Origin of the sequence: Halostella litorea (genome assembly GCF_004785955.1) — an archaeon.
GTDB lineage: Archaea > Halobacteriota > Halobacteria > Halobacteriales > Natronoarchaeaceae > Halostella > Halostella litorea.
In genome coordinates this window covers 421,767-441,414 of the sequence record NZ_SJER01000001.1, presented here as the reverse complement: position 1 = coordinate 441,414, position 19,648 = coordinate 421,767, and the positions used below count along the sequence as shown (strand labels likewise).

Below are 19,648 nucleotides of genomic sequence, written 5' to 3'. Positions count from 1 at the left end.
TCCGCCGGTCGCCACCTCTCCTCACGACTGTCCGGATGGAAAGCTGGCCTCGGTAGTCACGGCTCACGATCTATCCATGATGCAGTATGTCCATCCGTCGTTCTCTCCGAAGTCGTCGTACCGAGTGGTGAAACTCTTTGTGCGTGAATGAGAGGAATACCGTAATAATGGCTCGTCAGGACGACCTCGACTGCTTCTACTCACTGCTCGACGACCTTGAGCAACGAGTCGACGGTACACGGAAGCTCAAGAACTGCACCGGATACATGGACTGGCCCGACCGCGGCGTCTACTTCTTCCTCGAACCGGGCGAAACACGCGACTCGCCTGACCAATTGCGCGTAACTCGCGTCGGAACACACGCGGTTTCTGAAGGAAGCAGCACGTCGCTCTGGGATAGGCTGAAACAACACTACGGAACGGGCAGCGGGAGTTCCAACCATCCCCACGGGGGCGCTCACCGCGGCTCCGTGTATCGCAAGCGCGTCGGCGAGGCGATGATCGAGAAGCACGACCTGCACGACGACTACCCCGACTGGGACAAACGCTGGTCGAGCATCGACCGTGAGCGGTCGGAGGTCCGTGACGAGGAATACGTCCTCGAACGACGGGTGAGCACGTACATCCGTGAACAGCCGTTCCTCTGGGTGAACCTAAACGACGAACCGAGCGCCGACAGTGACCGAGTGTATCTCGAACGGAACGCTATCGCCCTTCTCAGTAATTTCGACAAGAAGTCTATCGACCCACGGAGAGATCAATGGCTCGGTCGGTACAGCCAAAGCCAAGAGATTCGGGAATCCGGCCTCTGGAACGTGAATCACGTCGGCGAACGATACGATAGTTCGTTTCTGACCCTCCTTGAGAAATCCGTCAACGATACAGCTCCGCCGTAGTGCTGAACCCCCTCAGAAAGTGGCAGACGCAATTCTCCGACGTTCGTCCACTCCCTCTCGCAACTGTATGGATGGAAGGTCGGCCTCGCCACTCACGACTCTCAATCTATCCAGAGTGATTGTGATTAACTGGTCTGTCGAATCCGCTTAATCCGTGATCGACCCAGGATATTCCCATAACATTCACGGCAGTCATATTGGACATGACGGAGAGTATTATTCTACAGTCTCACGCAATCTGTCTGGAAAATGCCAGCTTGTGTGCTTGTTTGATATTACCAAGATGTGGATTATTCCCTGAGTTCCCGCCTTGTTCGGCTGAAAGCTTCTGTTGTAACTCGTCAGTGCGAATTAGAAAGCTGCGAACGTGAACAAGTCCATTTCGAACACTCGGGGAACGAGAACGCGCTCATTGAGAACAAACCAGGAACCTGCTTGTTTGGCATTATGTATATATGCGTGCCGACATTTGGGGCTGCCATGGCAGACAAGGCTCCTGAACCGGAGGCAGAAAATAGCGAACGGGTTTTCGATAGAGAATTGCGCCGAAGGGCCTACCTCGGGAGCATCGTTACTACCAGTGCCATGTTAGCCGGGTGTTCAGCGTTTAGTGATGATAGTGATGCACCGACGGATACTCCGGGCCCCACGGCGGGAACTACGACGCCGGAGTCGACAGCGACCGGCACAACCGAACCAACTTCGACTGAGACGGCCGAGCCATCCTCAACCGAAACGACAACACAAGCACCGGACCCCGTCATTTCCGAACTTCGCGTCAAGACAGACACCGTTCGCCAGACACGGCCAGCAACGATCGGTGTCGAGGTCGCAAACGAGGGAACAGCGGCCGTGACCGTCCGCGTCAAGCTCACAGTCGCCGGCAGCGATGCCGGGCTCCAGGAGGTAGACCTCTCCGCCGGTAACTCCCGCGAGATATCGATGGATCTCATGGTCCCACAGGTCGGCGATCACGAACTCTCTGCGACGGTCTCAGTCGGCTACGAAGAGTACGACCGGGCAACAACCGTACTCAGTGTCGAGCGATACCCGACGTCTTTCGTAGGGACCGACGGCACCGACTTCACGGTTGATGGATCGAGCTTCCGATACAGGGGAGTGAACCTTAACAACCTCTCGGTCAAGCGTTGGGGTACCGAGCACGTGGACGCGCTTCTGGATTACGTCGCCGAACACGATGTGTCCGTCGTCCGAACGTGGTTCTTTCCGCCGGGATGGACCGGGACGCAGGTCCACCTGGGCCCCGACGAGTTCGACGACAGCTGGTTCGACCACTTCGACTACATAGTCTTGGCGGCCAAGCGGCGCGGCATCCGACTAGTGTTGCCACTGTTGATGAACTGGTACGGACCAGACCTCGCCCCCAGCCCTGCAGCGTATGCCGACTGGTCGTCGACGGCCGACAGCCACAACGAATTTTTCGACGACGAGCAGGCCAACGCCTATTACCACAACTACATCGAGCGGTTCCTGACACGTGAGAACCAACTTACGGGGCTCTCGTACCACGAGGATCCCACTATCATGGCCTGGGAGGTAGGAAACGAGGTGGAGTATCTCGACGACCGTAGAGGCGAGTCCCTCGCCGACTGGTACGATAGTGCTGCCCGTCACATCCGATCGCTGGACGACCACCACCTCATCGGTACGGGAATGCACGGGGCAACCGGCGACGTTTACGAGTCGTGGAATCGCCGCAATGCGTACGTTGAGACCCACCAGTCGGACGCCATAGACGTCTGCTCGTTCCATGAGTACCCGGTTGCACGCCACGGCGATAGCACAACCGTCCGTTCCGCAGAAGAGTTTGGCGAGTACGTTCGTTCGCACGTCCGGAAGGCCCACGAGGAGGTAGGCAAGCCGGCGTACTTGGGGGAGTTCGGTGTGGTCGTCGATCCGGAAGACGATCTGCCGCTTTCCCAGCGAAACGAGCTGTTCAAGACGGCGAACCGGGTCGGTCGTGAAGCGGGACTGGGCGGCATCCAGTACTGGTATCCCGAGCTGTCGTCATGGGACGGCGATGAGCGAACCCGTACGGAGAACCCACTGGGAATCTTCGCGGAGGACACGTCCACCTGGGAGGTCATAGAGAACGGTATCGGATCAGGAGAGTCGGCTACTGCAAAGACAGCGAATACGCGATGAGCGCCACCCAGATGGCAGGTAGATCTTCCTGAGTAATTGGCCGTGTCGCAGGACCGAAACCCGTACGAGACTATAAAGGCTAAGAACGAGGAGGGTTCCGGTTACTCTATTTTGCGGATGGGGAATTACCACGGGACAGGAGAGTCTGAGAAGTACGAAATAACCCGTCGAGATGCACTATTAAACCATATAATCATCAAGGAGATAATAAACGGTGGTCTTTGAATGAGAACTTGATGATGCTGACCTCGGATTTTCTCTCAGATGTGTATATCTTGATGAAAATAATACCTTGTCTAATTACGTTGTCAACGATACGAACCCCCCGCAAAGCAAGGGAGAATATTGCTTGTTTTCCAGACAACGCTTGTGACTGGTAAGTGGGTAGAGGACACCACTCAAGAATCACAAGTGCTATGTGATGCCTTGAAGTATTCTCTATCCGACCTCACCGAACAACTGTGTTCCCGCAGAGTGGAGCAGGCGTTATTCTCTGACGTTTATTCACTTCTCGCCGTGAATGTGTGGATAGAAATCTGGCCTCGGCACTCATAGGGCTCGTCGTCGCCGGGTGCCAGCCGGCTCGGCCCGGTCGCCTCGTCATCGGCCGGGCGGACGTAGCGCCCGTGCCCTATTGACCGTTCCGTCCGCGGTCGGGGTCGGGCATCGCCCCGTTCTCGCCGTCGACGGCGTTGGGGAGGCGGGCGGTGCCGTGGGGGTCGAACGCCATCGGCGCGGCGTCGCTGGCGGACCGGTCGGTCGTCGGCGTCGGTTTCGGCTCGGTGCTCGCGGCGGGTCGCTGCGTGGTCTCTGACATGTGGGGTCGTTGGCTCGGGCGGTCGCGGCGCTGGACGGCGGTCGGAGAATCAGACGGACCCCGGTACGAGCGAATGCATCGGACGGGCGATCCGACGGGCCGGACTATAATAATTGTTCGTGTTGATACAACCGTTGCCGTGTGCGGCCGGCCACGGCCGACACAAGAACTAACACCGACAGCGGTGGACTGCCGGACGATGGCCGACGGAGGCGACCCCGCCGTGAGCTTCGTCGTCCCGGCCAAGGGGGAGGCGGCCTACCTGCCGGCGGCGCTCGACGGCATCGCGGCACAGGACACCGACCGCGAGTACGAGACGGTCGTCGTGGTGGGCGGCCCCCGCGACGGCACCGCCGAGGTGGCCGCCGAGCGCGGCGCGCGGGTGTACCGCCAGTCGACCAGCGGCATCGGCAACGCGCGCCACCTGGGGGCGTGCCACGCGCGGGGCGACTGGCTCGCGTTCGTCGACGCCGATACCGTCCCCCGGCCGGGCTACGTCGAGTCGATGCTCGACTTCGTCGCGGGCGAGGGGCTGGCCGCCGCCTCCTCGCGCTGTCGGATAACCGGGCCGCTGCGGGCGAAGCCGATGGAGTGGACGATAAACCACCTGTTTCCGCGGCTGTCGCGGCCGGTCCTGCCCGGTTTCAACTGCTTCGTGGACGCGGCGACGTACCGCGAGGCGGGCGGGTTCCCGGCCGTCCCCAACGAGGACACGGCGTTCAGCCGGCGGCTCGGGCGGCTGGCCGAGACGGGTTACTGCCCGGCCGTGCTGGTCGAGACCTCCGGCCGGCGGATCGCGGACTCGGGGCTGACGGGGACGCTGTACCACTACCTCCGGCTCGACTGGGGGCGGCTGACCGCCGACTACTGACCGGTGTCGAGGTGGCGCTCGACGAGGCGGACGTTCCGCCGGTTCGCCTTCCACGCCGCATCGAAGACGGTCCCGAGGACCGGGATCGACCCGATCACGGCGTCGAGCACGACGTTTCCAAGCATCCGCGCGACGAGCGTCGCCGGTGCGCCGAGGTTGACCGCCTCGAGGACGACGTACAGCGACACCAGCGACATCACGGAGTCGCCGGCGACCGGCAGGATCCCGACGATGGGGTCCAGCCCGACCTTGAACTCCGTGCCGGGGACCCGAACGGCGTCGTCGAGCAGCGTGCTGACGAGGTCCATCCGGTTCAGCGCGGCCCGCTCGTCGCCCACGACCGTCTCGACCGCCTCCGCTTCGAGCGTCTCCTGTGCCATTACCCGCCGTAGGCCACCGAACGGGATAGGTTTCCGGATGCCTCAACCGACGGGTTTCGACGGCGACAGGTCCGGGCGGCGACCGCCGCGACCGGCTACTCGCCGACGCGCTCGCGGGCGGCCGCGACGACCAGCGGGAGCGTGATCGTCGCGTCGGCGTACACGCTGGCGTTGCGGCCGGCCTTCTCGATTTTCCCCCACGAGCGGGCCTCGTCCAGCGTCGCGCCGGAGAGCCCGCCGGTGTTGGGCGGGTCCATCGTCAGCTGGACCGCGAAGTCGTACGCCGAAGGGGCGACCAGCATCGTCTGGAGCACGAAGTTCTTCGGGACGCCGCCGCCGACGACCATCGCGCCGGCGCGGTCGGCGTCGAACGCGAGGTCCGTCAGCGGCGTCATGTCCCCGAGCGCGTCCAGCGAGAAGTCACTCGTCTGGGAGTACATCCACGCCTGCAGGCCGAGCACGGAGTCCTGTATCGCGGGGCAGTAGATCGGCACGTCGTGCTCGGAGGCGGCCGCAGCGATGCCCGCGCCCTCGTCGATCCCCTCCGCCTCGTTGACGGCGGCGTTCGCGCGGCCGAGTTCGGCGGTGAGTTCCCGGATACTCACCGTCCCCTCGCACTCTGGGAACACCCGCGAGCGGAGGTGGTCCTCGAACAGCGCGAAGTGCTCCTGGGGGAGGTAGACGTTGTAGATGCGGTCGACCTCCTCGTCGCGGAGCTGCTCGTCGTGGTCGCGCATCGACTTGCCCGGCTGCTCGTCGCGGCCGTGGTGGTGTTTCCCGCCGATGGCCTCGATGGCGTCGTGGGTGAGGTTCGCGCCGGTCGTCACCAGCGCGTCGATGTGCCCGTCCCGGATCAGGTCCGCGACGATCCGGCGCATCCCCGCGGGCACCATCGCCCCGGCCAGCCCGAAGAAGTTGGTGACGTCGTCCGACCCGATCATCTCGGCGTACACGTCGACTGCCTCGTGGAGCGCCGTCGCGCCGATGCCGGCGTTCCCGTACTCCGCGACGAGGTCGTCCACGGTCATCCCGGCCCGCGCCTCGGCGTGGGCGACCGGGTCGTGGGCGAACTCCTCGCGCTCCGGGTCCTCGTGGTCCTCGGTCATGCGATGGGATGGACGGCCCAGCGCTTTCAACGCCGCGATCGCCGGCGCGCGGGCACGCCGGGCGGCGTGCCGGTCGATCCTTTCACTCCCGCTCGCCTGAGATATTGCAGGAAACATTTGCCGGTGGTCTCCCAAGGCCCGGTAATGATCGGGAAGCGAGCGCGGGCGCTCGGCGGCGCGGGACTGGCGCTCGTCGGGGCGACCGTGATGGCGCTCAGCCTGTACGACGTCTACGAGGACTTCCTCGTCCAGAACGACCCGCTCTCGCTGACGGTCCTTGAGAACGCGGTCCCGTTCGGCTTGTCCGTCGCCGTGGTCGCGGTCGGGGTCGCCGTGACGACCGGGCGGTGGGACCGGAGCGGGGACGGCACCGCGGTGGCGAAGTGGGGGCTGGCCGGCACCGCCGGCATCGCCGTCGTCGCGGCGTGGACGTACGGGTTCCAGCAACTGCAGGGGACGATTAAGCCGGGCTTTCTCGCCGGCTACATGCTGATCTGGGGGGCCGGGGCGGGGATCGTGATCGGCGTGTACGACGCCGTCCAGTCGGAGCGAAAGCGGGACCTCTCCGCACAGCGGGCGACGCTCGCCCACCACGACAGGGCCCACATCGCGTTCCGGGACCTGACGATGGACCTCGTGGCCGCCGACTCCCGCGAGGAGATCGAGACGACGACGTGCGAGGCGGCCGTCTCGGGGCTGCCGTTCCGGGTCGCCTGGATCGGCGGCCAGCACCCCGGCGACGGCAGCGTCGACCCGCGCTGTCGCGTGTCGGTCGACGCGGGCCTCGACCGGGGCGACGAGCCGGGAGTCGAGGCCGCCGCGGCCGCGATCGAGACCGGCGAACCGCAGACCGCACGCGCCGACGGGCGCGACGTCGTCGCCGTGCCGGTGGCGTACGCCGGCACGTCGTACGGGGCGCTGACGGTCGCGACCCGGCGCAGCCACGAGGTCCGGCCGGTCGAGCGGTCGACGCTCGCCGAGATGGGCGAGATCGCGGGCTACGCGATCCACGCGACCAAGACCCGACGCGCGATGGCGGACGACGACGCAACCGAGGTCGAGTTCGAGGTTTCCGCGCCGGACTGTGCCCTCGCCGAGGCGGCCACGGCGGTCGCGGGGCGGGTCACACAGCGGGGGACGGTCGCGGCCGACGGGGCCATCCTCGGCGTGTTCGCGGTCGAGGACGGCGACCCCGGGACGCTCGTCGCCGCCGCGGAGGGGTGCGACGCGGTCGACCGGGCCGAGACGATCCGCGAGGACGGCGACCCGCTCGTCGAACTCCGGTTCGCCGACGAGTCGTTCTACGAGATCAGCGCCGGCTACGGCGGCGTCGTCCGCGAGGCGGTCGCCACCGGGGACGGCTCGTGGTTCCGCGTCGAACTCCCCCGGGACACGGAGGTGCGGAGCTTCGTCGAGGCGGTCCGGGCGGAGTACCCGACGGCGGAACTCGTCGCGCGCCGCGACGTCACCCGAGCGGACCGGGGCGAGCGTACCCGGGACCCGGCCGACGACCTGCTGACGGAGCGACAGGCGACCGCGCTGAAGATGGCCCTGCTCTCGGGCTACTACGAGTCGCCGCGCGAGCGGACCGGCGAGGAGATAGCGGCGGCGCTCGGCGTCTCCGGGCCGACGTTCCACAAGCACCTGCGGGTCGGCCATCGGAAGCTCGCCTCGACGTATCTGGACGTCCGGTGGAGAGCGTCTGACTCCGCCGTTTAGTTATTTAGCCCGCCGACCTTTACCCGGGCGGGCCGTACCTCGGGGCAATGAGCGACGCCACGAACGACGCGAGCAGCCACACGGTCGACGAGTTCCACCCGCGCGTGACGACCCGAGCACCGAGGTCATCCTCGCCATCGCGGACGCCGCCGGGGTCGAGCCGACGCAGCTGGACCCCCTCGCCACGGCCGTCGACCCGGACGGGCTGGACGCGCTGTTCGAGGACGGGAAAGCCCCGGACGAAGTGATGTTTCGATACCAGGGGTACGTGGTTCACGTGTACGAGGACGGGACGATACAGGTCCGTCCGCACGGCGGCGTGCCGGCCACGGACTGACTGAGGACAGCCCGCAGCGGACTGACCCGGACTGTCAGCCGCGGAGTCTCGGGGTGCTCCGCGGCAGATCAGAGCCCGGTCGGGTGGTCGACGTACGTCGTCTCCACGCCCCACTCCTCCGCGACCCCCTGAAGCGACCGGACGCCGAACGTCTCCGTCGCGTAGTGCCCGGCGAGAAACACCGTCACGCCCGCCTCGCGGGCCATGTGGTAGGCCTTCTGTTTGCCCTCGCCGGTGATCAGCGCGTCGACGCCCTTCCGGTCGGCCTCGTCGATCCAGTCCGCGCCGCTGCCGGTGACGACCGCCACGTCCTCGATCCGGTCCGGGCCGAAGTTGAGCACCTGCACGTCCCGCCCGCCGGTGTCGAGCGCGTCGGCCAGTTGCCCCCGGAGGTCGTCCGCGGCGAACGGCTCGGCCGCGCGGCCGCGCAGGCCGACGTACTCCGGGCCGACCTCGCCGAACCGCTCGCGGTCGGCCAGGTCGAGGAGGTCGGCCACGCCGGCGGCATTGCCCCACTCCTCGTGGCCGTCGAGCGGCAGGTGGGCCGAGTACAGCGCGAGGTCGCACTCGACCAGCGGCGCTATCCGGTCGTACGTGCGGCCGGTGACGCGGTCGAACCCGCCCCACGAGACGCCGTGGTGGGCCACCAGCACGTCCGCGCCGGCGTCGGCCGCGGCGTCTATCGTCTCGATCGCGGCGTCGACCGCGAAGGCGGCGTGATCGACGGTTCCCTCCTCGGGGCCGACCTGGAGGCCGTTCGCGGCGGCGTCCACGTCGGCGTAGTCGTCGACGCGCAGTTCCTCGTCGAATCGTTCGACGAACGTCGAGAGGTCCATGCGCCGCGGTTCTTCCGCCGACGCCGTAGGCGTTGCGCTCCGCCCGGCGTCGTCCGGTCAGTCGGCTTTCTTCAGGTACGGCCCCTCCTCCGCCAGCACGCCGCGGTTGACCGCCGTCTGGATGACGGCGTCGAAGTCCTCGGGCGGGATGTCGTAGGCGTTCATCGCCACCGTCGCTATCTCGTCGCGCTCGACGGGGAACTCGCGGTTCTGGAGCAAGCGGACGACCCGGTTGTACGTCGCCTGCGACGGCGCGTCGCTCGCGCCGGCCGGCGACGCCCTGCCGTCGTCACTCGACTTGCCGCCGTCGCTGCTCCCGCCGGTGCTCCAGCCGTCCGTCCCGCTGCCGGTGTCGTCCTCCCCGGTCCCGTCGCCGGTCCCGCCGGCATCGCCGTCGTCGCGGCGGGACTCGTCCGTCCCGGGCCGGTCCGGCTGTTCGACGGTGATCCCGCTGGGGTCCTCGGCAGTGTCCGCCGTCGACCCGGTCGCCAGCGCGTCGTCCGCGGCGGGCGTGTCGGCGTCGGCCGACCGGTCGCCGATCGCCGAGTCGTCGGGGTCGGCCGGCGCTGCGCCGCCGGCGTCGGCCGCTGTAGCGCCCCCAAGCGGGTCGTCCCCGGAGCGGTCCGTAGCCGCCTCGCCGGCGGACTGTGCGGCGTCCACGCCGGCGTCCGAGGCCTCGGTCCCGGCGTCCTCCCCGGCGTCGTCATCCTCGCTCTCCCCGCTCCCGCCGGACGCTGGCGTGACGCCGGCAGCGCCCGCGTCGTCGAGCGTGCGCTGTTGCCGGTCGGCCGCGGCGGCGACGCGGTCGAGCACGGTCGACAGTTTGCGGTGACACGACGGGCAGAGGACGACGGTCACCTGTTCGTCCGGCGCGGGGGAGAGCGCGTCGGGGACCACGGGGTACTCGGATAGCGGCTCCTCGATGGCCGTGCCGCAGAAGTAACACGACGAGAGGGTCATGGTCCGGGCTATCGCCGGCGCGGCGTAAATATCTCCCCCTACCGGGCGTGCTCGCGGACGAACTCGCGGAGCAGTTTGGCCGCGAGCGCCGCCGCCTGGCCGTCGTCGCGGTCGTTCACCTCGACTACGTCGAACCCGTCGGCGTGGGGGGCGACCGCGCGGACGGCCTCGCGCATCTCGCGGGGCGTCAGGCCGAACGGCTCCATCGTCCCGGTGCCGGGGGCGTAGCCCGGGTCGGCGGCGTCGATATCGACGCTCAGGTACACCGACTCGTCGTCGAAGTCGGGCGACCAGTCGCCGACCGCCTCGGGCGGCACGACGGTCACGTCGTCGCGGGCGGCGCGCTCCCACTCGGCCTCGCTGCCGGTGCGCGCGCCGAGTATCACGGCCTCGTCGGCCACCTCCAGCGCGTGGCGGGTGGCCGTGGCGTGGCTCAGTTCGTTGCCGTCGTACGCCTCGCGCAGGTCGAGGTGGGCGTCGAGGACGACGACGGCGTCCGGGTCGACCGCCCGCACGCCCGCCACCGAGACGGTGTGCTCGCCGCCTATCGTCAGCGGGACGGCGTCGTCCCACACGGCGTCCGTCAGCACGCCATCGAGGTATTCGAGGTACTCGGCGGCGTCGTCCCACGCGCGGACGTCGCCGTGGTCGTGGACGGAGAGTTCCGAAAAGCGGGTGTCGGTTCGACGGTCGAAGTCGTCGTACGGTTCGGCGAAGCGCCGCACGCGGTCCGGACCGAACCGCGCGCCGGGCTGGAACGTCGTGGAGACGTCGAGCGGGGCACCGACGACCACGTACGACGCCTCGTCGCGGTCGGCGGCGGCCCCGGGGAACATTAGACGATCTTCCGCTGTTCGTCCATCTCCAGGTACTCGATGTCGTCGTCCGGCGAGAGGTCGGCGTCCTCCGGCGTGGAGATGGTGATCGTCTCGTAGGTTTCCAGGTCCATCACCTGCGCGACGGTCGCGGACTCGACGCTGACGACCTGGCCCTGCTTTCGCTCGACGATCGGGACCCACACCTTCGCGTCGACGGGCTGGGAGAGCGAGCGCTTCTTCCCGTCGAAGACGCCCTCGGCCTCGATCCGGGCCTTGGCGCTGCCGTGCTTGCCCGGCTTGGCCGTGCTGTAGGAGTTGATCTTGCACGCCGCGTCCTCGATCATCACGTAGTTGCCTTCCTGAAGGTCGCGAACTTCCTTCTGCTCTTTCGCCATAGGGCGGCTTAAACAACGTAACAGTATAAACGATTTGGAACCGAGTAGCGGGGGTATACGTGCCTGATGCGTCGCTTTTCCGGCAATACCGTTCCCGACGCGATCCATCCCCCGTCCGGGCCGCAGCCGCGGCGGCCAGCCGGTCGCCACCGCCGGCCGACGCCCCGAACTACTCCCAAATGTTTGGGGAAGCCAAAAACCATTTTTGTTACATGCGTGTCGGTACTACGTACAATGGTATTCGGACGTTCGTTATCCGGCGTGAGTGATACGATCAAACGGTTCGTCGGGGCCGGCACCGACGAGGACGACGGCGAGGTCGACGAGTTGCCGACGGTCATCGACCGGACGGGGTTCGAGGGGAACCTGGACGGGTCGGAGGTCATCGGCCGCAGCCCGATGTCGTACATCGCGGCCAGCGAGTCGATCACCGACTTCATGGGGAAACAGACCAAGACGAAGATGGCCAACTACGGCATCGACGAACTCGACCCCGACGAGTGGTATCCGCTGAAGGTGCCCCTCGCGATGCTGTACGACATGCGGGACGACTACGGGGAGAGCAGCATGCGGAACATGGGGAGACACATCCCCGAACACGTCGAGTTCCCGCCCGACATCGAGGGCGTCGAGGACGCGTTGCACTCGGTCGACCAGGCGTACCAGCACAACCACCGCGGCATCGACATCGGGTCCTACGAGTTCGAGCGAACGGGCTCCAACGAGGGGCTGATGGTGTGTGAAAACCCCTACCCCTGCGAGTTCGACCAGGGGCTGCTCCGGGGGGTCGCCGAGCAGTTCACGGATAGCTTCGTCGACGTCGAGGAGGTCGGCGACGAGTGCCGGCGGGAGGGCGGCGGACACTGTACCTACCGCGTCGTCTGGACCTGATCCGGCCGGCTGGGCGCCCGCGCCGACCGACGTCCCTGCCCGGTCGTCGCCCGTAACCGATCAGTACGGGTACTCCCGGGGCTCGCGCTGGACGGAGATCCACTTGAGTTCCGTCAGCGTCTCCAGGATCTGCTCGTCGTTGTACCGTCCGATCCCCGAGGCGCCGACGCCGCCGAACGGGACGTGGGGCTCGTCGTTCAGCGGCTGGTCGTTGATGTGGACCATGCCGGTCTCCAGGTCGTCGGCCACGTCCCGGGCGCGGGCCACGTCTGAGGAGTGGACCGAGCCGGAGAGGCCGTACTCGGTGTCGTTTGCGATCTCGACGGCCTCCGCGTCGCTCCCGAACGAGATGACCGGCGCGACCGGGCCGAAGTGTTCGTTGCAGGCCGTCGGCATGTCGTTCGTGACGCCGGAGAGCACGGTCGGCTCGACGAACAGGCCGTCGTGGTCGCCGCCCGCCTCGACCGTCGCGCCCTGCTCGACCGACTCCTCGATGAAGCCGACGATCTTGTCGCGCTGGGACTCGTTGATGACCGGGCCGACGATCGTCCCCTCCTCGAGCGGGTCACCGATCGGCAACTGCTGGGCGCGGTCGGCCAGCCCAGCGACGTAGTCGTCGTACAGCGACTCGTGGACGAGGTGGCGGTTGATCGAGATGCACTCCTGTCCCTGGTGGGTGAACGAGCCGAACGCGCCGGCGTCGATCGCCCGTTCGATGTCCGCGTCGGACAGCACGATGTGGGCGTTGTTCCCGCCGAGTTCGAGCGCCGGCTCGGTGTACTCGCCGATCGCCCGCTGGCCGACGCCGCGGCCGACCTCGGAGGACCCGGTGAAGGACATCACCGACGGGACGGGGTGTCCCGAGAAGTGGTCGCCGATCGTGTGGCCGTAGCCGGGGACGACGTTCAGCACGCCCTCGGGGAGGCCGGCCTCCTCGAACAGGGCGGCGAGGGCCAGCCCGCCCGTTATCGGCGTGTTCTCGTCGGGCTTCAGCACCACGCTGTTGCCGAGCGCGATGGCGGGCGCGACGACCCGGCTGGTGAGGTACAGCGGGAAGTTCCACGGCGTGATGACGCCGACGACGCCCGCCGGCTCCCGCACGACGATGTTCTCCTTGCCCGGGGTCACCGACTCCTGGTGCCGGCCGGTCCTGCGCATCGCCAGGCCGGCCCCGACCTCGGTCGTGCCCTGCGCGAGTTCGGTCTCGAAGCCGGCCTTCAGGCCGACGCCGCCGCACTCGACGGCGAACAGCGTCGCGAGGTCGCCGGCGTACTCGTCCATCAGGCCGACGACCCGGCCCACGATATCCGCCCGTTCCTGCGGCGGGCGGTCGGCCCACGCCTCCTGGGCCGCGTCAGCGACCTCGTAGGCCTCGTCGACGTCCGCCTCCGTCGCCGATGGGACGGTCGTCAGCGTCGTCCGCGTGGCGGGGTTCTCCACCTCGATGACGTCCCGGTCGCCGGCGGGTTCCCACTCGCCGTCGACGTACAGCGCGTTCCACCCGTTGTCCGGGGCGATGTCCAACTCGTCGATATCCGGCTCCTCGGCGGAGCTGGTATCAACCTTCACCATGTGATCTACGCCTTTCGTCAGCGTCGGTTGTTACGTTTTCGCTTCTCGACACGAAGTCCGGCGGACGGCGCGGGCGACGCCGTCGCGGCGGTGCTTTCGCCGCCGAGGAGTCGGCTACGCGCGGCGGTCGATACACCGGCCGACGCGGGCCAGCCCCTCCTCCAGTTCGTCGGCCGGCAGGCCGAAGCCGATCCGGAACCGGTCCGGGTGGCCGAACAGGTCCCCTGGCGCGAGCACGACGCTCTCCTCCTCGACGACGGCGGTACAGAACTCCCGGGCGTCCGCGAACCCGTCGGGCACCGTCACGAAGCCGTTGACGCCGACCGGCTCGTACCAGTCGAGGCCGTGCTCGTCGAGGAACGCCGCGACCCGCTCGCGGTTCCGGGCGGCGTGGTCGCGGTTCTCCCGGAGGATCGCCGCCTCGCGCTCGCCGAGCGCCTGCCGGGCGACGTGCTGGCCGAACTTGGAGGGCGAGATGGTGGTGTAGTCCTTCCAGTTCCACGCCGTCTCGACGAGTTCCTCGGGCAGCACGGCCCAGCCGAACCGCAGGCCGGCGAGGCCGTGGGACTTCGTCGCGCTCGCCGTGCTGATCCCCCGCGGCCCGAGACTGGCGGCCGGCGGGAGCGGGTCCTCCGCGAGCAGGCGGTACACCTCGTCGCAGAGCAGGTACGCGCCGGCGTCGGCCGCGATGTCGTACAGCGCGCGGACCGTCCCCTCGGGGTGGTACCGCCCGGTCGGGTTGTTCGGGTTGTTGACGACGACCAGTTTCGTCTCCGGGCGCACGGCGTCGGCCACCGCGTCCGGATCCAGTTCCCAGTCGGGCGGCGACAGCGGCACGCGCGTCACGTCACAGAGCGACTCGGGGACGCTGTACAGCGCCTGGTACGTCGGCGTGACGACGACGGCGTGGTCGCCCTCGTCCAGCAGGGAGAGGAAGGTGAGGAAGTTCGCCTCCTGCGCGCCGCAGGTGAAAAGCACCTCGTCGGCGTCGCGGCCGTAGCGGTCGGCCACGTCCGCCCGGAACGCGGGCTCGCCGTTCGTCGGGATGACGTAGCCCAGTTCCCCGGGGTCCGTGTCGAACCGGTCGGCGTCGAGGCTGCGGATCCCGCTCTCCGCGAGCATGATGTCGGCCCCGTGCTCGTGCTTCGCGAACCACCGCTCCAGCCCGAACTCGGCGATGTCCATGGCGGATCGTCGGGCGATACGGCCTTAGGAAGTGGGGATCCGCCCGCACCCCGCGGCGTCAGTCCCCGTCGCTGCCGCGCTGGCGCTGCTTGAGGTTCTGCCGGGTGAACTGCGGCGTCGCCCGCAGCCCCGACCGACTGCGGAACGACCGGTACAGCAGGAACGCCATCCCGACGGAGAACGCCGCCGCGACGGCCGTCGAGCGGACCGTCGCGAAGGAGTACAGCAGCGACGTCGAGAGGACGCCGGCGGTCAGGAGCAGCCCGTAGATGAGCCGCTTTGCCAGCCGGTCGAAGACGCCCTCGTCGTCCTCGAACCCCGCGCGGACGTGGAAGTTCTCGCGGTCGATCCGGTCCAGCGCCCGCTCGACCTTCGGCGGCGCGCGCACGGCCGACTGCACCGACTGCTGGACCTGGTCGCCCGCGTCCTCGAAGAACTGCCGGACGCCCTCCTCTCGGTACCCCTGTTCGGTGAGGTAGTCGGTGGCGATGGCGATGAAGTCGAACTCGGGGTCGAGCGTGACGCAGACCCCCTCGACGACCGTCGCGACGCGGAGCACCAGCGCGAGGTTCTTGGGCAGGCGGAACGGGAACTCGTAGATCGAGTCCTCGATCTGGCCGACGATCTGCTGGACGCGGTACTGCTCGATGTCCTCGCCGCGGACGTCCTGGATCGCAAGCTCCATCACCTCGCCCATCACCTGCCGGTCGGCCTCCGGGGACAGCGTCCCGATCTCGATGAGGGCGTCGAGGATCCCGTCGATGTCCTGGTTGGCGACGGCGACGTAGAAGTCGACGATCTTGTCCTGGATGAACTCGTCGACCCGGCCGCTCATCCCGAAGTCGTAGAAGATGATCCGCCCGTCGTCGGTCACCGCGAGGTTGCCCGGGTGCGGGTCGGCGTGGAACACCCCGTCCTCGATTATCATCTGGAGGTACGCCCGCTGGAGGTTCTCCGCGATCTCGGTCCGGTTTATGTCCCGCGCGGCGAGTTCGTCGAGGTCGTTTATCTTCGTCCCGGGGACGTACTCCATCGTCAGCACGCGCGGCCCGGAGCGGCTCTCGACGACCGGCGGGATGACGATGGCCTCGTCGCCAGCGAAGTTCGCCCGGATCTCCCGGAGCATGTCGGCCTCGCGCTCGTAGTCCATCTCCTCGCGGATCGTCCTCGCGAACTCGTCGGCGAGGTTCTCCAGCGAGAACGACCGCGAGTCGTCGATGAACGTCAGCAGTATCGGGAGCGACCAGCGGATCACCCGCAGGTCGGCCTCGACGAGCGACTCGATGTCGGGCCGGCGGACCTTCACGGCGACGGCCTCGCCGTCGACCTTCGCGGTGTACACCTGGCCGAGGCTGGCACCGCTTATCGGCTCGGGGTCGAAGTCGTCGAAGACGTCGTCGACGGGGCCGAGTTCGGCCTCGATGACCTCGCGGGCGCGCTCCCAGTCGGCCGGCGGCACCTCGTCCTGGAGCTGTGCGAGCTCCTCGATGTACTCCGGCGGCAGGATGTCCGGCCGGGTCGAGAGCAACTGGCCGAGTTTGATGAACGTCGGCCCGAGCGTCAGAAGCGAGTCGAGCAGTCGGTTGGCGCGGCGGCGACGCGTCTCCGCGTCGACCCGGCGGCCGCCGCCGAACAGCAGGAACCGCCGGCGGTCCCGCGCGTACGCGACGAGCAACGGGAGGAACTGGCGCGCGACGACGAAGAACCGCCAGTACGCCCGGAGGTTGACCAGGGTCACCACCCCGCGCTACGCCTCGGTGACCTCGATCGTCGCCTCGGTGGCCCCGGTGCCGCGCTTGGGCAGGCGGAGCTCCAGCACGCCGCGGTCGACCGTCGCCTCCGCCCCGTCGTCGGTGGCGTCCGGCGGGAGCGGCAGGTCCGCGTCGAGAAACAGGGACCGCTCCTCGGTGTGGTAGCGGTAGTCGGCGGGGACGTCCTTCTCGCGCCGCGCCTCGATACGCAGCCTCGCGCCCTCGACGGCCACGTCGACGGTGTCCGCTGTGACCCCGGGCAGGTCGACGACGAGCAGGTACGCGTCGTCGCTCTCCAGGAGGTCAGCGAACACGGCGTCGGGCAGGTCTCGCAGGGCATCACGCAGCGCTGACATGGGTTTGCGTAAGGATTCAGGGGCGAAAAAGCCCGCGGTCGGTCAGAACGACGGGACCAGCACCAACAGGAGCAGGAACACGACCGCAGCGCCGGCGAGCCGGTACAGCGCCGGCACGGCGAGACCCCGCACCGCCGCACGCTCGTCGCCGTCCGTGATGCGAAACAGCGGCGCGAGGCCGTCCCTGATGGCGACGTTGACCGCGCCCCCGGCGTCCGACCAGCGGCGGTACTCGCTCCCGCCGTACACGTGGACGGCGTCGCCGGGGTCGACGCGGCGCTCGACGTACTTCCGGTCGTTGCCAGCCTTCAGTTCGATCACGCGCAGGTCCCAGGTCTTCTCCTCGGAGTCGACGTCCGGCGTGTCCTCGATCCAGCGGGCGATCCGCTCGGGCGGGCGGTCGCCGCCGCCGACGCGGGTCACGTGCTCGTCGAGCGCCAGTTTCGCGCCGGCCGGCTCGACCAGCAGGCGGCCCGTCCCGTCGGAGACGGCGAAGGGCACGGACCCGCCGCCCGCCTTGATCGTGTTCCAGCTGCTCGTCTTGCCAGAGGACTGGAGCTCCAGCACCTCGTACTCGCAGACGAGACACTCCTCGCCGGAGAAGGGGGCGACCAGCGACCGCTCGTGGCGCTCGGCGACGCCCTCGACCTCGACGACGCCGGACTCGTCGGCGGCCGCTCCGACGGGGATCGGCTCGTTCGACCGGACGCGGTACGCGCGCAGGCCGTGGCGGCCGGCGTCGGCGAGGAGGGCGACGCCGACCAGCGCGACGGCGGCGAACAGGGCGGTGGCGAGGGTGACTGCGGGCACGCGTCCGGGTTGAAAGCCCCGGGGCGTAAGCGTTCCGTCGGCCGTCGGCCCCGGTTCCGCGGTCCGGCCCGCGGTCGGACGGCCGAGTAAGCGGCGCTTACCCCGCGCTTGCCGGCCGATAACAAAGCATCGACGCTGACACATCCGTGACGATGCACGCACGAACGGTGGCGGCGGCCCTCGGGACGCTCGCGGTGCTCGCCGTCGCGGCCGCGGGGGCGGGCGCGGCGGTTCCGTCGGCGACCGCGGACGGACTGCAGGAGTCGAACGGGAGCGAGAACGACAGCGACGCCCCCCTGTCGCCCCACGCGACGGTGCGCGGGGGGCCGGCCGTCGGCGAGTCGGTCGCGGGCGGCGACGCCGACGGCGACGGGACCGGCGACGTGGCGGTCGGCCAGCCGTTCGCCGACGGCGCGGGTGGGAACGCCGGGGCGGCGTACCTCTTTTTCGGCCCCATCGACGGCGGCGAACGCGACGCGGCCGACGCCGACGTGACCGTTGAGGGGACCGGCGGCGGCGAGTGGACGGGCTACGACGTCGCGCTCGCGGACCTGAACGGCGACGGCGTCGACGACCTGGTCGTGACCGCGCCGCTCCGGGACACGGGCTACGTCTACGTCTTCTACGGCGGACCGTCGCTGTCCGGGACGCTCACGCCGGCCGACGCCGACGCGGTGCTCGCCGGCGAGGGCGACGAGCAGTTCGGCCTCTCCGTCGCGGCGGTCCCGAACGGCTCGGGCGACGGCGCGGGCCTGCTCGTCGGCGCGCCGCGGAGCGACGCCGGCGCGACGGACGCCGGCGCGGCGTACTACTTCGAGGACCTCCCCGCGGAGGGCACGTCCGGCGACGCGGCCCTCGCGCTCGTCGGAACCGCCGAGAGCGGGCGGGCCGGCTGGGACGTGGCCGGCGGGGACGTCGACGGCGACGGGACGCCGGAGCTGTTCGCCGGGGCCCGGGACGCCGGCGGGTCGGGTGCCGGCGCGGTGTACGGCGTCGCCGCCGACCAAACCGGGACCGTCTCGGCGGCCGACGCCGCCGTGACGATCCGCGGCGCGGAGTCGGGCGACAGGGCCGGATCGACCGTCGCGCTCGCCGACCGGAACGGCTCGGCCGGGCTGGTCGTCGGCGCGCCGACCGCGAGCCCGAACGGGAGCGACTCCGGCGCGGTGTACGTCGTCCCGCCGGCGGACGCGGACCTCTCGGCCGTCGACCCCGCGTTCGTCGGCGCGCCGGGCGAGCGCGCCGGCTGGGACGCGACGGCGGGCGACCTGACCTGCGACGGGCGGGCCGACCTGCTCGTCGGCGCGCCGTACGCCGCGGGGACCGCCGGGGCGACGTACCTCGTCCCCGCGGACGGCGACGCCTCGCGGGTGCTGACCGGCGAGAGCGAGGGCGACCTGTCGGGCTACCGCGTCGGCCTCGTCGCGAACGCGACGGGCGAGGGAACGCGGGACGCGCTCGTCGGCGCGCCCCACGAGAACACGACGGGCGTCAACGGCTCCGCGACGCTTCTGGCGGGCGAGTGCGCGGTCGAGACCGAGCCGGCGTCGCCGAACGGGACCACGACCACCGGCACGACGACCGCCGACGGCACCGACGGGACGACCGATGCCGACGGCACGGACCCCGACGATGGCACGGACGCCACCGACGGCGGGGGCGACGACCGCTCGCTCGTCCCCGGCGGGCCGGTCGCGGCGGCCGCGGGCGTCGCCGTGGCCGTCGTCGCGCTGGCACTGTGGCGCTACCGCCCGTAGCCCGCTACTTTTTCACGCGGCCGCC

The 19,648-nt window shown here is 68.8% G+C and carries 19 protein-coding genes; 7 read left to right on the top strand and 12 right to left on the bottom strand.

Annotated elements, in window-relative coordinates:
• Nucleotides 1-167: 167 nt before the first annotated feature.
• Together EYW40_RS07660 and EYW40_RS07655 are read left to right on the top strand one after the other, a co-directional pair.
• A complete protein-coding gene (locus EYW40_RS07660; RefSeq protein WP_135821033.1) occupies nt 168-896 on the top strand; it encodes a GIY-YIG domain-containing protein in 729 nt (242 codons plus the stop codon).
• Between the two features lie 480 nt (nt 897-1,376).
• Nucleotides 1,377-3,062: a glycoside hydrolase 5 family protein gene (locus EYW40_RS07655; RefSeq protein ID WP_161973176.1), complete on the top strand. Its 1,686-nt coding sequence runs from the start codon at nt 1,377-1,379 to the stop codon at nt 3,060-3,062.
• A gap of 631 nt (nt 3,063-3,693) precedes the next feature.
• On the opposite strand, the gene EYW40_RS07650 is transcribed toward EYW40_RS07655, so the two are convergent.
• Complete coding sequence (locus EYW40_RS07650) at nt 3,694-3,879, bottom strand: hypothetical protein (RefSeq protein ID WP_135821031.1); 186 nt, start codon at nt 3,877-3,879, stop codon at nt 3,694-3,696.
• A 199-nt stretch (nt 3,880-4,078) separates the two neighbouring features.
• On the opposite strand from EYW40_RS07650, the gene EYW40_RS07645 reads away from it, so the two are divergent.
• Entirely contained in the window at nt 4,079-4,750 is a 672-nt protein-coding gene (locus EYW40_RS07645) for a glycosyltransferase family 2 protein (RefSeq protein ID WP_135821030.1), read from the top strand.
• On the opposite strand, the gene EYW40_RS07640 is transcribed toward EYW40_RS07645, so the two are convergent.
• Both EYW40_RS07640 and EYW40_RS07635 read right to left on the bottom strand, forming a co-directional pair.
• Nucleotides 4,744-5,130, bottom strand: a complete 387-nt coding sequence (locus tag EYW40_RS07640; protein ID WP_135821029.1) for a DUF4112 domain-containing protein — start codon at nt 5,128-5,130, stop codon at nt 4,744-4,746. The genes EYW40_RS07645 and EYW40_RS07640 overlap by 7 nt on opposite strands.
• Nucleotides 5,131-5,225: 95 nt before the next feature.
• Nucleotides 5,226-6,236 carry a deoxyhypusine synthase gene (locus tag EYW40_RS07635; protein ID WP_135821028.1) on the bottom strand — a complete coding sequence of 337 codons (1,011 nt, stop codon included), beginning with the start codon at nt 6,234-6,236 and terminating at the stop codon, nt 5,226-5,228.
• Between the two features lie 144 nt (nt 6,237-6,380).
• Between EYW40_RS07635 and EYW40_RS07630 the strand changes: the two genes are divergently transcribed.
• Nucleotides 6,381-7,955, top strand: coding sequence for a bacterio-opsin activator domain-containing protein (locus EYW40_RS07630; protein WP_135821027.1), 1,575 nt, complete (start codon nt 6,381-6,383; stop codon nt 7,953-7,955).
• Complete coding sequence (locus tag EYW40_RS20445) at nt 7,894-8,292, top strand: HalOD1 output domain-containing protein (RefSeq protein ID WP_161973210.1); 399 nt, start codon at nt 7,894-7,896, stop codon at nt 8,290-8,292. Before EYW40_RS07630 ends, EYW40_RS20445 begins: the two co-directional genes overlap by 62 nt.
• Before the next feature lie 68 nt (nt 8,293-8,360).
• Here EYW40_RS20445 and EYW40_RS07620 read toward each other — a convergent pair whose 3' ends face one another.
• The 4 genes from EYW40_RS07620 to EYW40_RS07610 are packed head-to-tail and all read right to left on the bottom strand — an operon-like array spanning nt 8,361 to nt 11,301.
• Nucleotides 8,361-9,128 (bottom strand): Nif3-like dinuclear metal center hexameric protein, encoded by a 768-nt coding sequence (locus tag EYW40_RS07620; protein WP_135821025.1) that lies wholly within the window; start codon nt 9,126-9,128, stop codon nt 8,361-8,363.
• Nucleotides 9,129-9,185: 57 nt separating this feature from the next.
• Nucleotides 9,186-10,088: a hypothetical protein gene (locus EYW40_RS19560; protein WP_161973175.1), complete on the bottom strand. Its 903-nt coding sequence runs from the start codon at nt 10,086-10,088 to the stop codon at nt 9,186-9,188.
• A gap of 38 nt (nt 10,089-10,126) precedes the next feature.
• A complete protein-coding gene (speB, locus tag EYW40_RS07615) occupies nt 10,127-10,924 on the bottom strand; it encodes an agmatinase (protein WP_135821024.1) in 798 nt (265 codons plus the stop codon).
• On the bottom strand, nt 10,924-11,301 hold the full coding sequence (locus tag EYW40_RS07610; protein WP_135821023.1) for a translation initiation factor IF-5A: 378 nt from the start codon (nt 11,299-11,301) through the stop codon (nt 10,924-10,926). The genes speB and EYW40_RS07610 overlap by 1 nt, the downstream gene beginning before the upstream one ends.
• A 399-nt stretch (nt 11,302-11,700) precedes the next feature.
• Between EYW40_RS07610 and EYW40_RS07605 the strand changes: the two genes are divergently transcribed.
• Nucleotides 11,701-12,192, top strand: a complete 492-nt coding sequence (locus tag EYW40_RS07605) for a hypothetical protein (protein WP_375137154.1) — start codon at nt 11,701-11,703, stop codon at nt 12,190-12,192.
• A gap of 60 nt (nt 12,193-12,252) precedes the next feature.
• On the opposite strand, the gene EYW40_RS07600 is transcribed toward EYW40_RS07605, so the two are convergent.
• The 5 genes from EYW40_RS07600 to EYW40_RS07580 all read right to left on the bottom strand — a co-directional run bounded on the left by EYW40_RS07600 (nt 12,253) and on the right by EYW40_RS07580 (nt 17,866).
• Nucleotides 12,253-13,764, bottom strand: a complete 1,512-nt coding sequence (locus EYW40_RS07600) for an aldehyde dehydrogenase family protein (RefSeq protein ID WP_135821021.1) — start codon at nt 13,762-13,764, stop codon at nt 12,253-12,255.
• A gap of 114 nt (nt 13,765-13,878) precedes the next feature.
• Nucleotides 13,879-14,949 carry an aminotransferase class I/II-fold pyridoxal phosphate-dependent enzyme gene (locus tag EYW40_RS07595; RefSeq protein ID WP_135821020.1) on the bottom strand — a complete coding sequence of 357 codons (1,071 nt, stop codon included), beginning with the start codon at nt 14,947-14,949 and terminating at the stop codon, nt 13,879-13,881.
• Nucleotides 14,950-15,007: 58 nt separating this feature from the next.
• The gene (locus EYW40_RS07590) at nt 15,008-16,690 is read right to left on the bottom strand and encodes an ABC1 kinase family protein (protein WP_135821019.1); all 1,683 of its coding nucleotides are present in this window, start codon (nt 16,688-16,690) and stop codon (nt 15,008-15,010) included.
• Between the two features lie 6 nt (nt 16,691-16,696).
• A complete protein-coding gene (locus EYW40_RS07585) occupies nt 16,697-17,056 on the bottom strand; it encodes an Hsp20/alpha crystallin family protein (protein ID WP_135821018.1) in 360 nt (119 codons plus the stop codon).
• A 42-nt stretch (nt 17,057-17,098) separates the two neighbouring features.
• Nucleotides 17,099-17,866: an E3 ubiquitin ligase gene (locus EYW40_RS07580; RefSeq protein WP_135821017.1), complete on the bottom strand. Its 768-nt coding sequence runs from the start codon at nt 17,864-17,866 to the stop codon at nt 17,099-17,101.
• Between the two features lie 152 nt (nt 17,867-18,018).
• On the opposite strand from EYW40_RS07580, the gene EYW40_RS07575 reads away from it, so the two are divergent.
• On the top strand, nt 18,019-19,623 hold the full coding sequence (locus EYW40_RS07575) for an FG-GAP repeat protein (RefSeq protein ID WP_135821016.1): 1,605 nt from the start codon (nt 18,019-18,021) through the stop codon (nt 19,621-19,623).
• Nucleotides 19,624-19,648 lie beyond the last annotated feature (25 nt).

Coding starts and splice junctions, on each gene's coding strand:
- EYW40_RS07660 (WP_135821033.1), top strand. CDS start 168: ATGGCTCGTCAGGACGACCTCGACTGCTTCTACTCACTGCTCGACGAC.
- EYW40_RS07655 (WP_161973176.1), top strand. CDS start 1,377: ATGGCAGACAAGGCTCCTGAACCGGAGGCAGAAAATAGCGAACGGGTT.
- EYW40_RS07650 (WP_135821031.1), bottom strand. CDS start 3,879: ATGTCAGAGACCACGCAGCGACCCGCCGCGAGCACCGAGCCGAAACCG.
- EYW40_RS07645 (WP_135821030.1), top strand. CDS start 4,079: ATGGCCGACGGAGGCGACCCCGCCGTGAGCTTCGTCGTCCCGGCCAAG.
- EYW40_RS07640 (WP_135821029.1), bottom strand. CDS start 5,130: ATGGCACAGGAGACGCTCGAAGCGGAGGCGGTCGAGACGGTCGTGGGC.
- EYW40_RS07635 (WP_135821028.1), bottom strand. CDS start 6,236: ATGACCGAGGACCACGAGGACCCGGAGCGCGAGGAGTTCGCCCACGAC.
- EYW40_RS07630 (WP_135821027.1), top strand. CDS start 6,381: ATGATCGGGAAGCGAGCGCGGGCGCTCGGCGGCGCGGGACTGGCGCTC.
- EYW40_RS07620 (WP_135821025.1), bottom strand. CDS start 9,128: ATGGACCTCTCGACGTTCGTCGAACGATTCGACGAGGAACTGCGCGTC.
- EYW40_RS19560 (WP_161973175.1), bottom strand. CDS start 10,088: ATGACCCTCTCGTCGTGTTACTTCTGCGGCACGGCCATCGAGGAGCCG.
- speB (WP_135821024.1), bottom strand. CDS start 10,924: ATGTTCCCCGGGGCCGCCGCCGACCGCGACGAGGCGTCGTACGTGGTC.
- EYW40_RS07610 (WP_135821023.1), bottom strand. CDS start 11,301: ATGGCGAAAGAGCAGAAGGAAGTTCGCGACCTTCAGGAAGGCAACTAC.
- EYW40_RS07605 (WP_375137154.1), top strand. CDS start 11,701: ATGTCGTACATCGCGGCCAGCGAGTCGATCACCGACTTCATGGGGAAA.
- EYW40_RS07600 (WP_135821021.1), bottom strand. CDS start 13,764: ATGGTGAAGGTTGATACCAGCTCCGCCGAGGAGCCGGATATCGACGAG.
- EYW40_RS07595 (WP_135821020.1), bottom strand. CDS start 14,949: ATGGACATCGCCGAGTTCGGGCTGGAGCGGTGGTTCGCGAAGCACGAG.
- EYW40_RS07585 (WP_135821018.1), bottom strand. CDS start 17,056: ATGTCAGCGCTGCGTGATGCCCTGCGAGACCTGCCCGACGCCGTGTTC.
- EYW40_RS07575 (WP_135821016.1), top strand. CDS start 18,019: ATGCACGCACGAACGGTGGCGGCGGCCCTCGGGACGCTCGCGGTGCTC.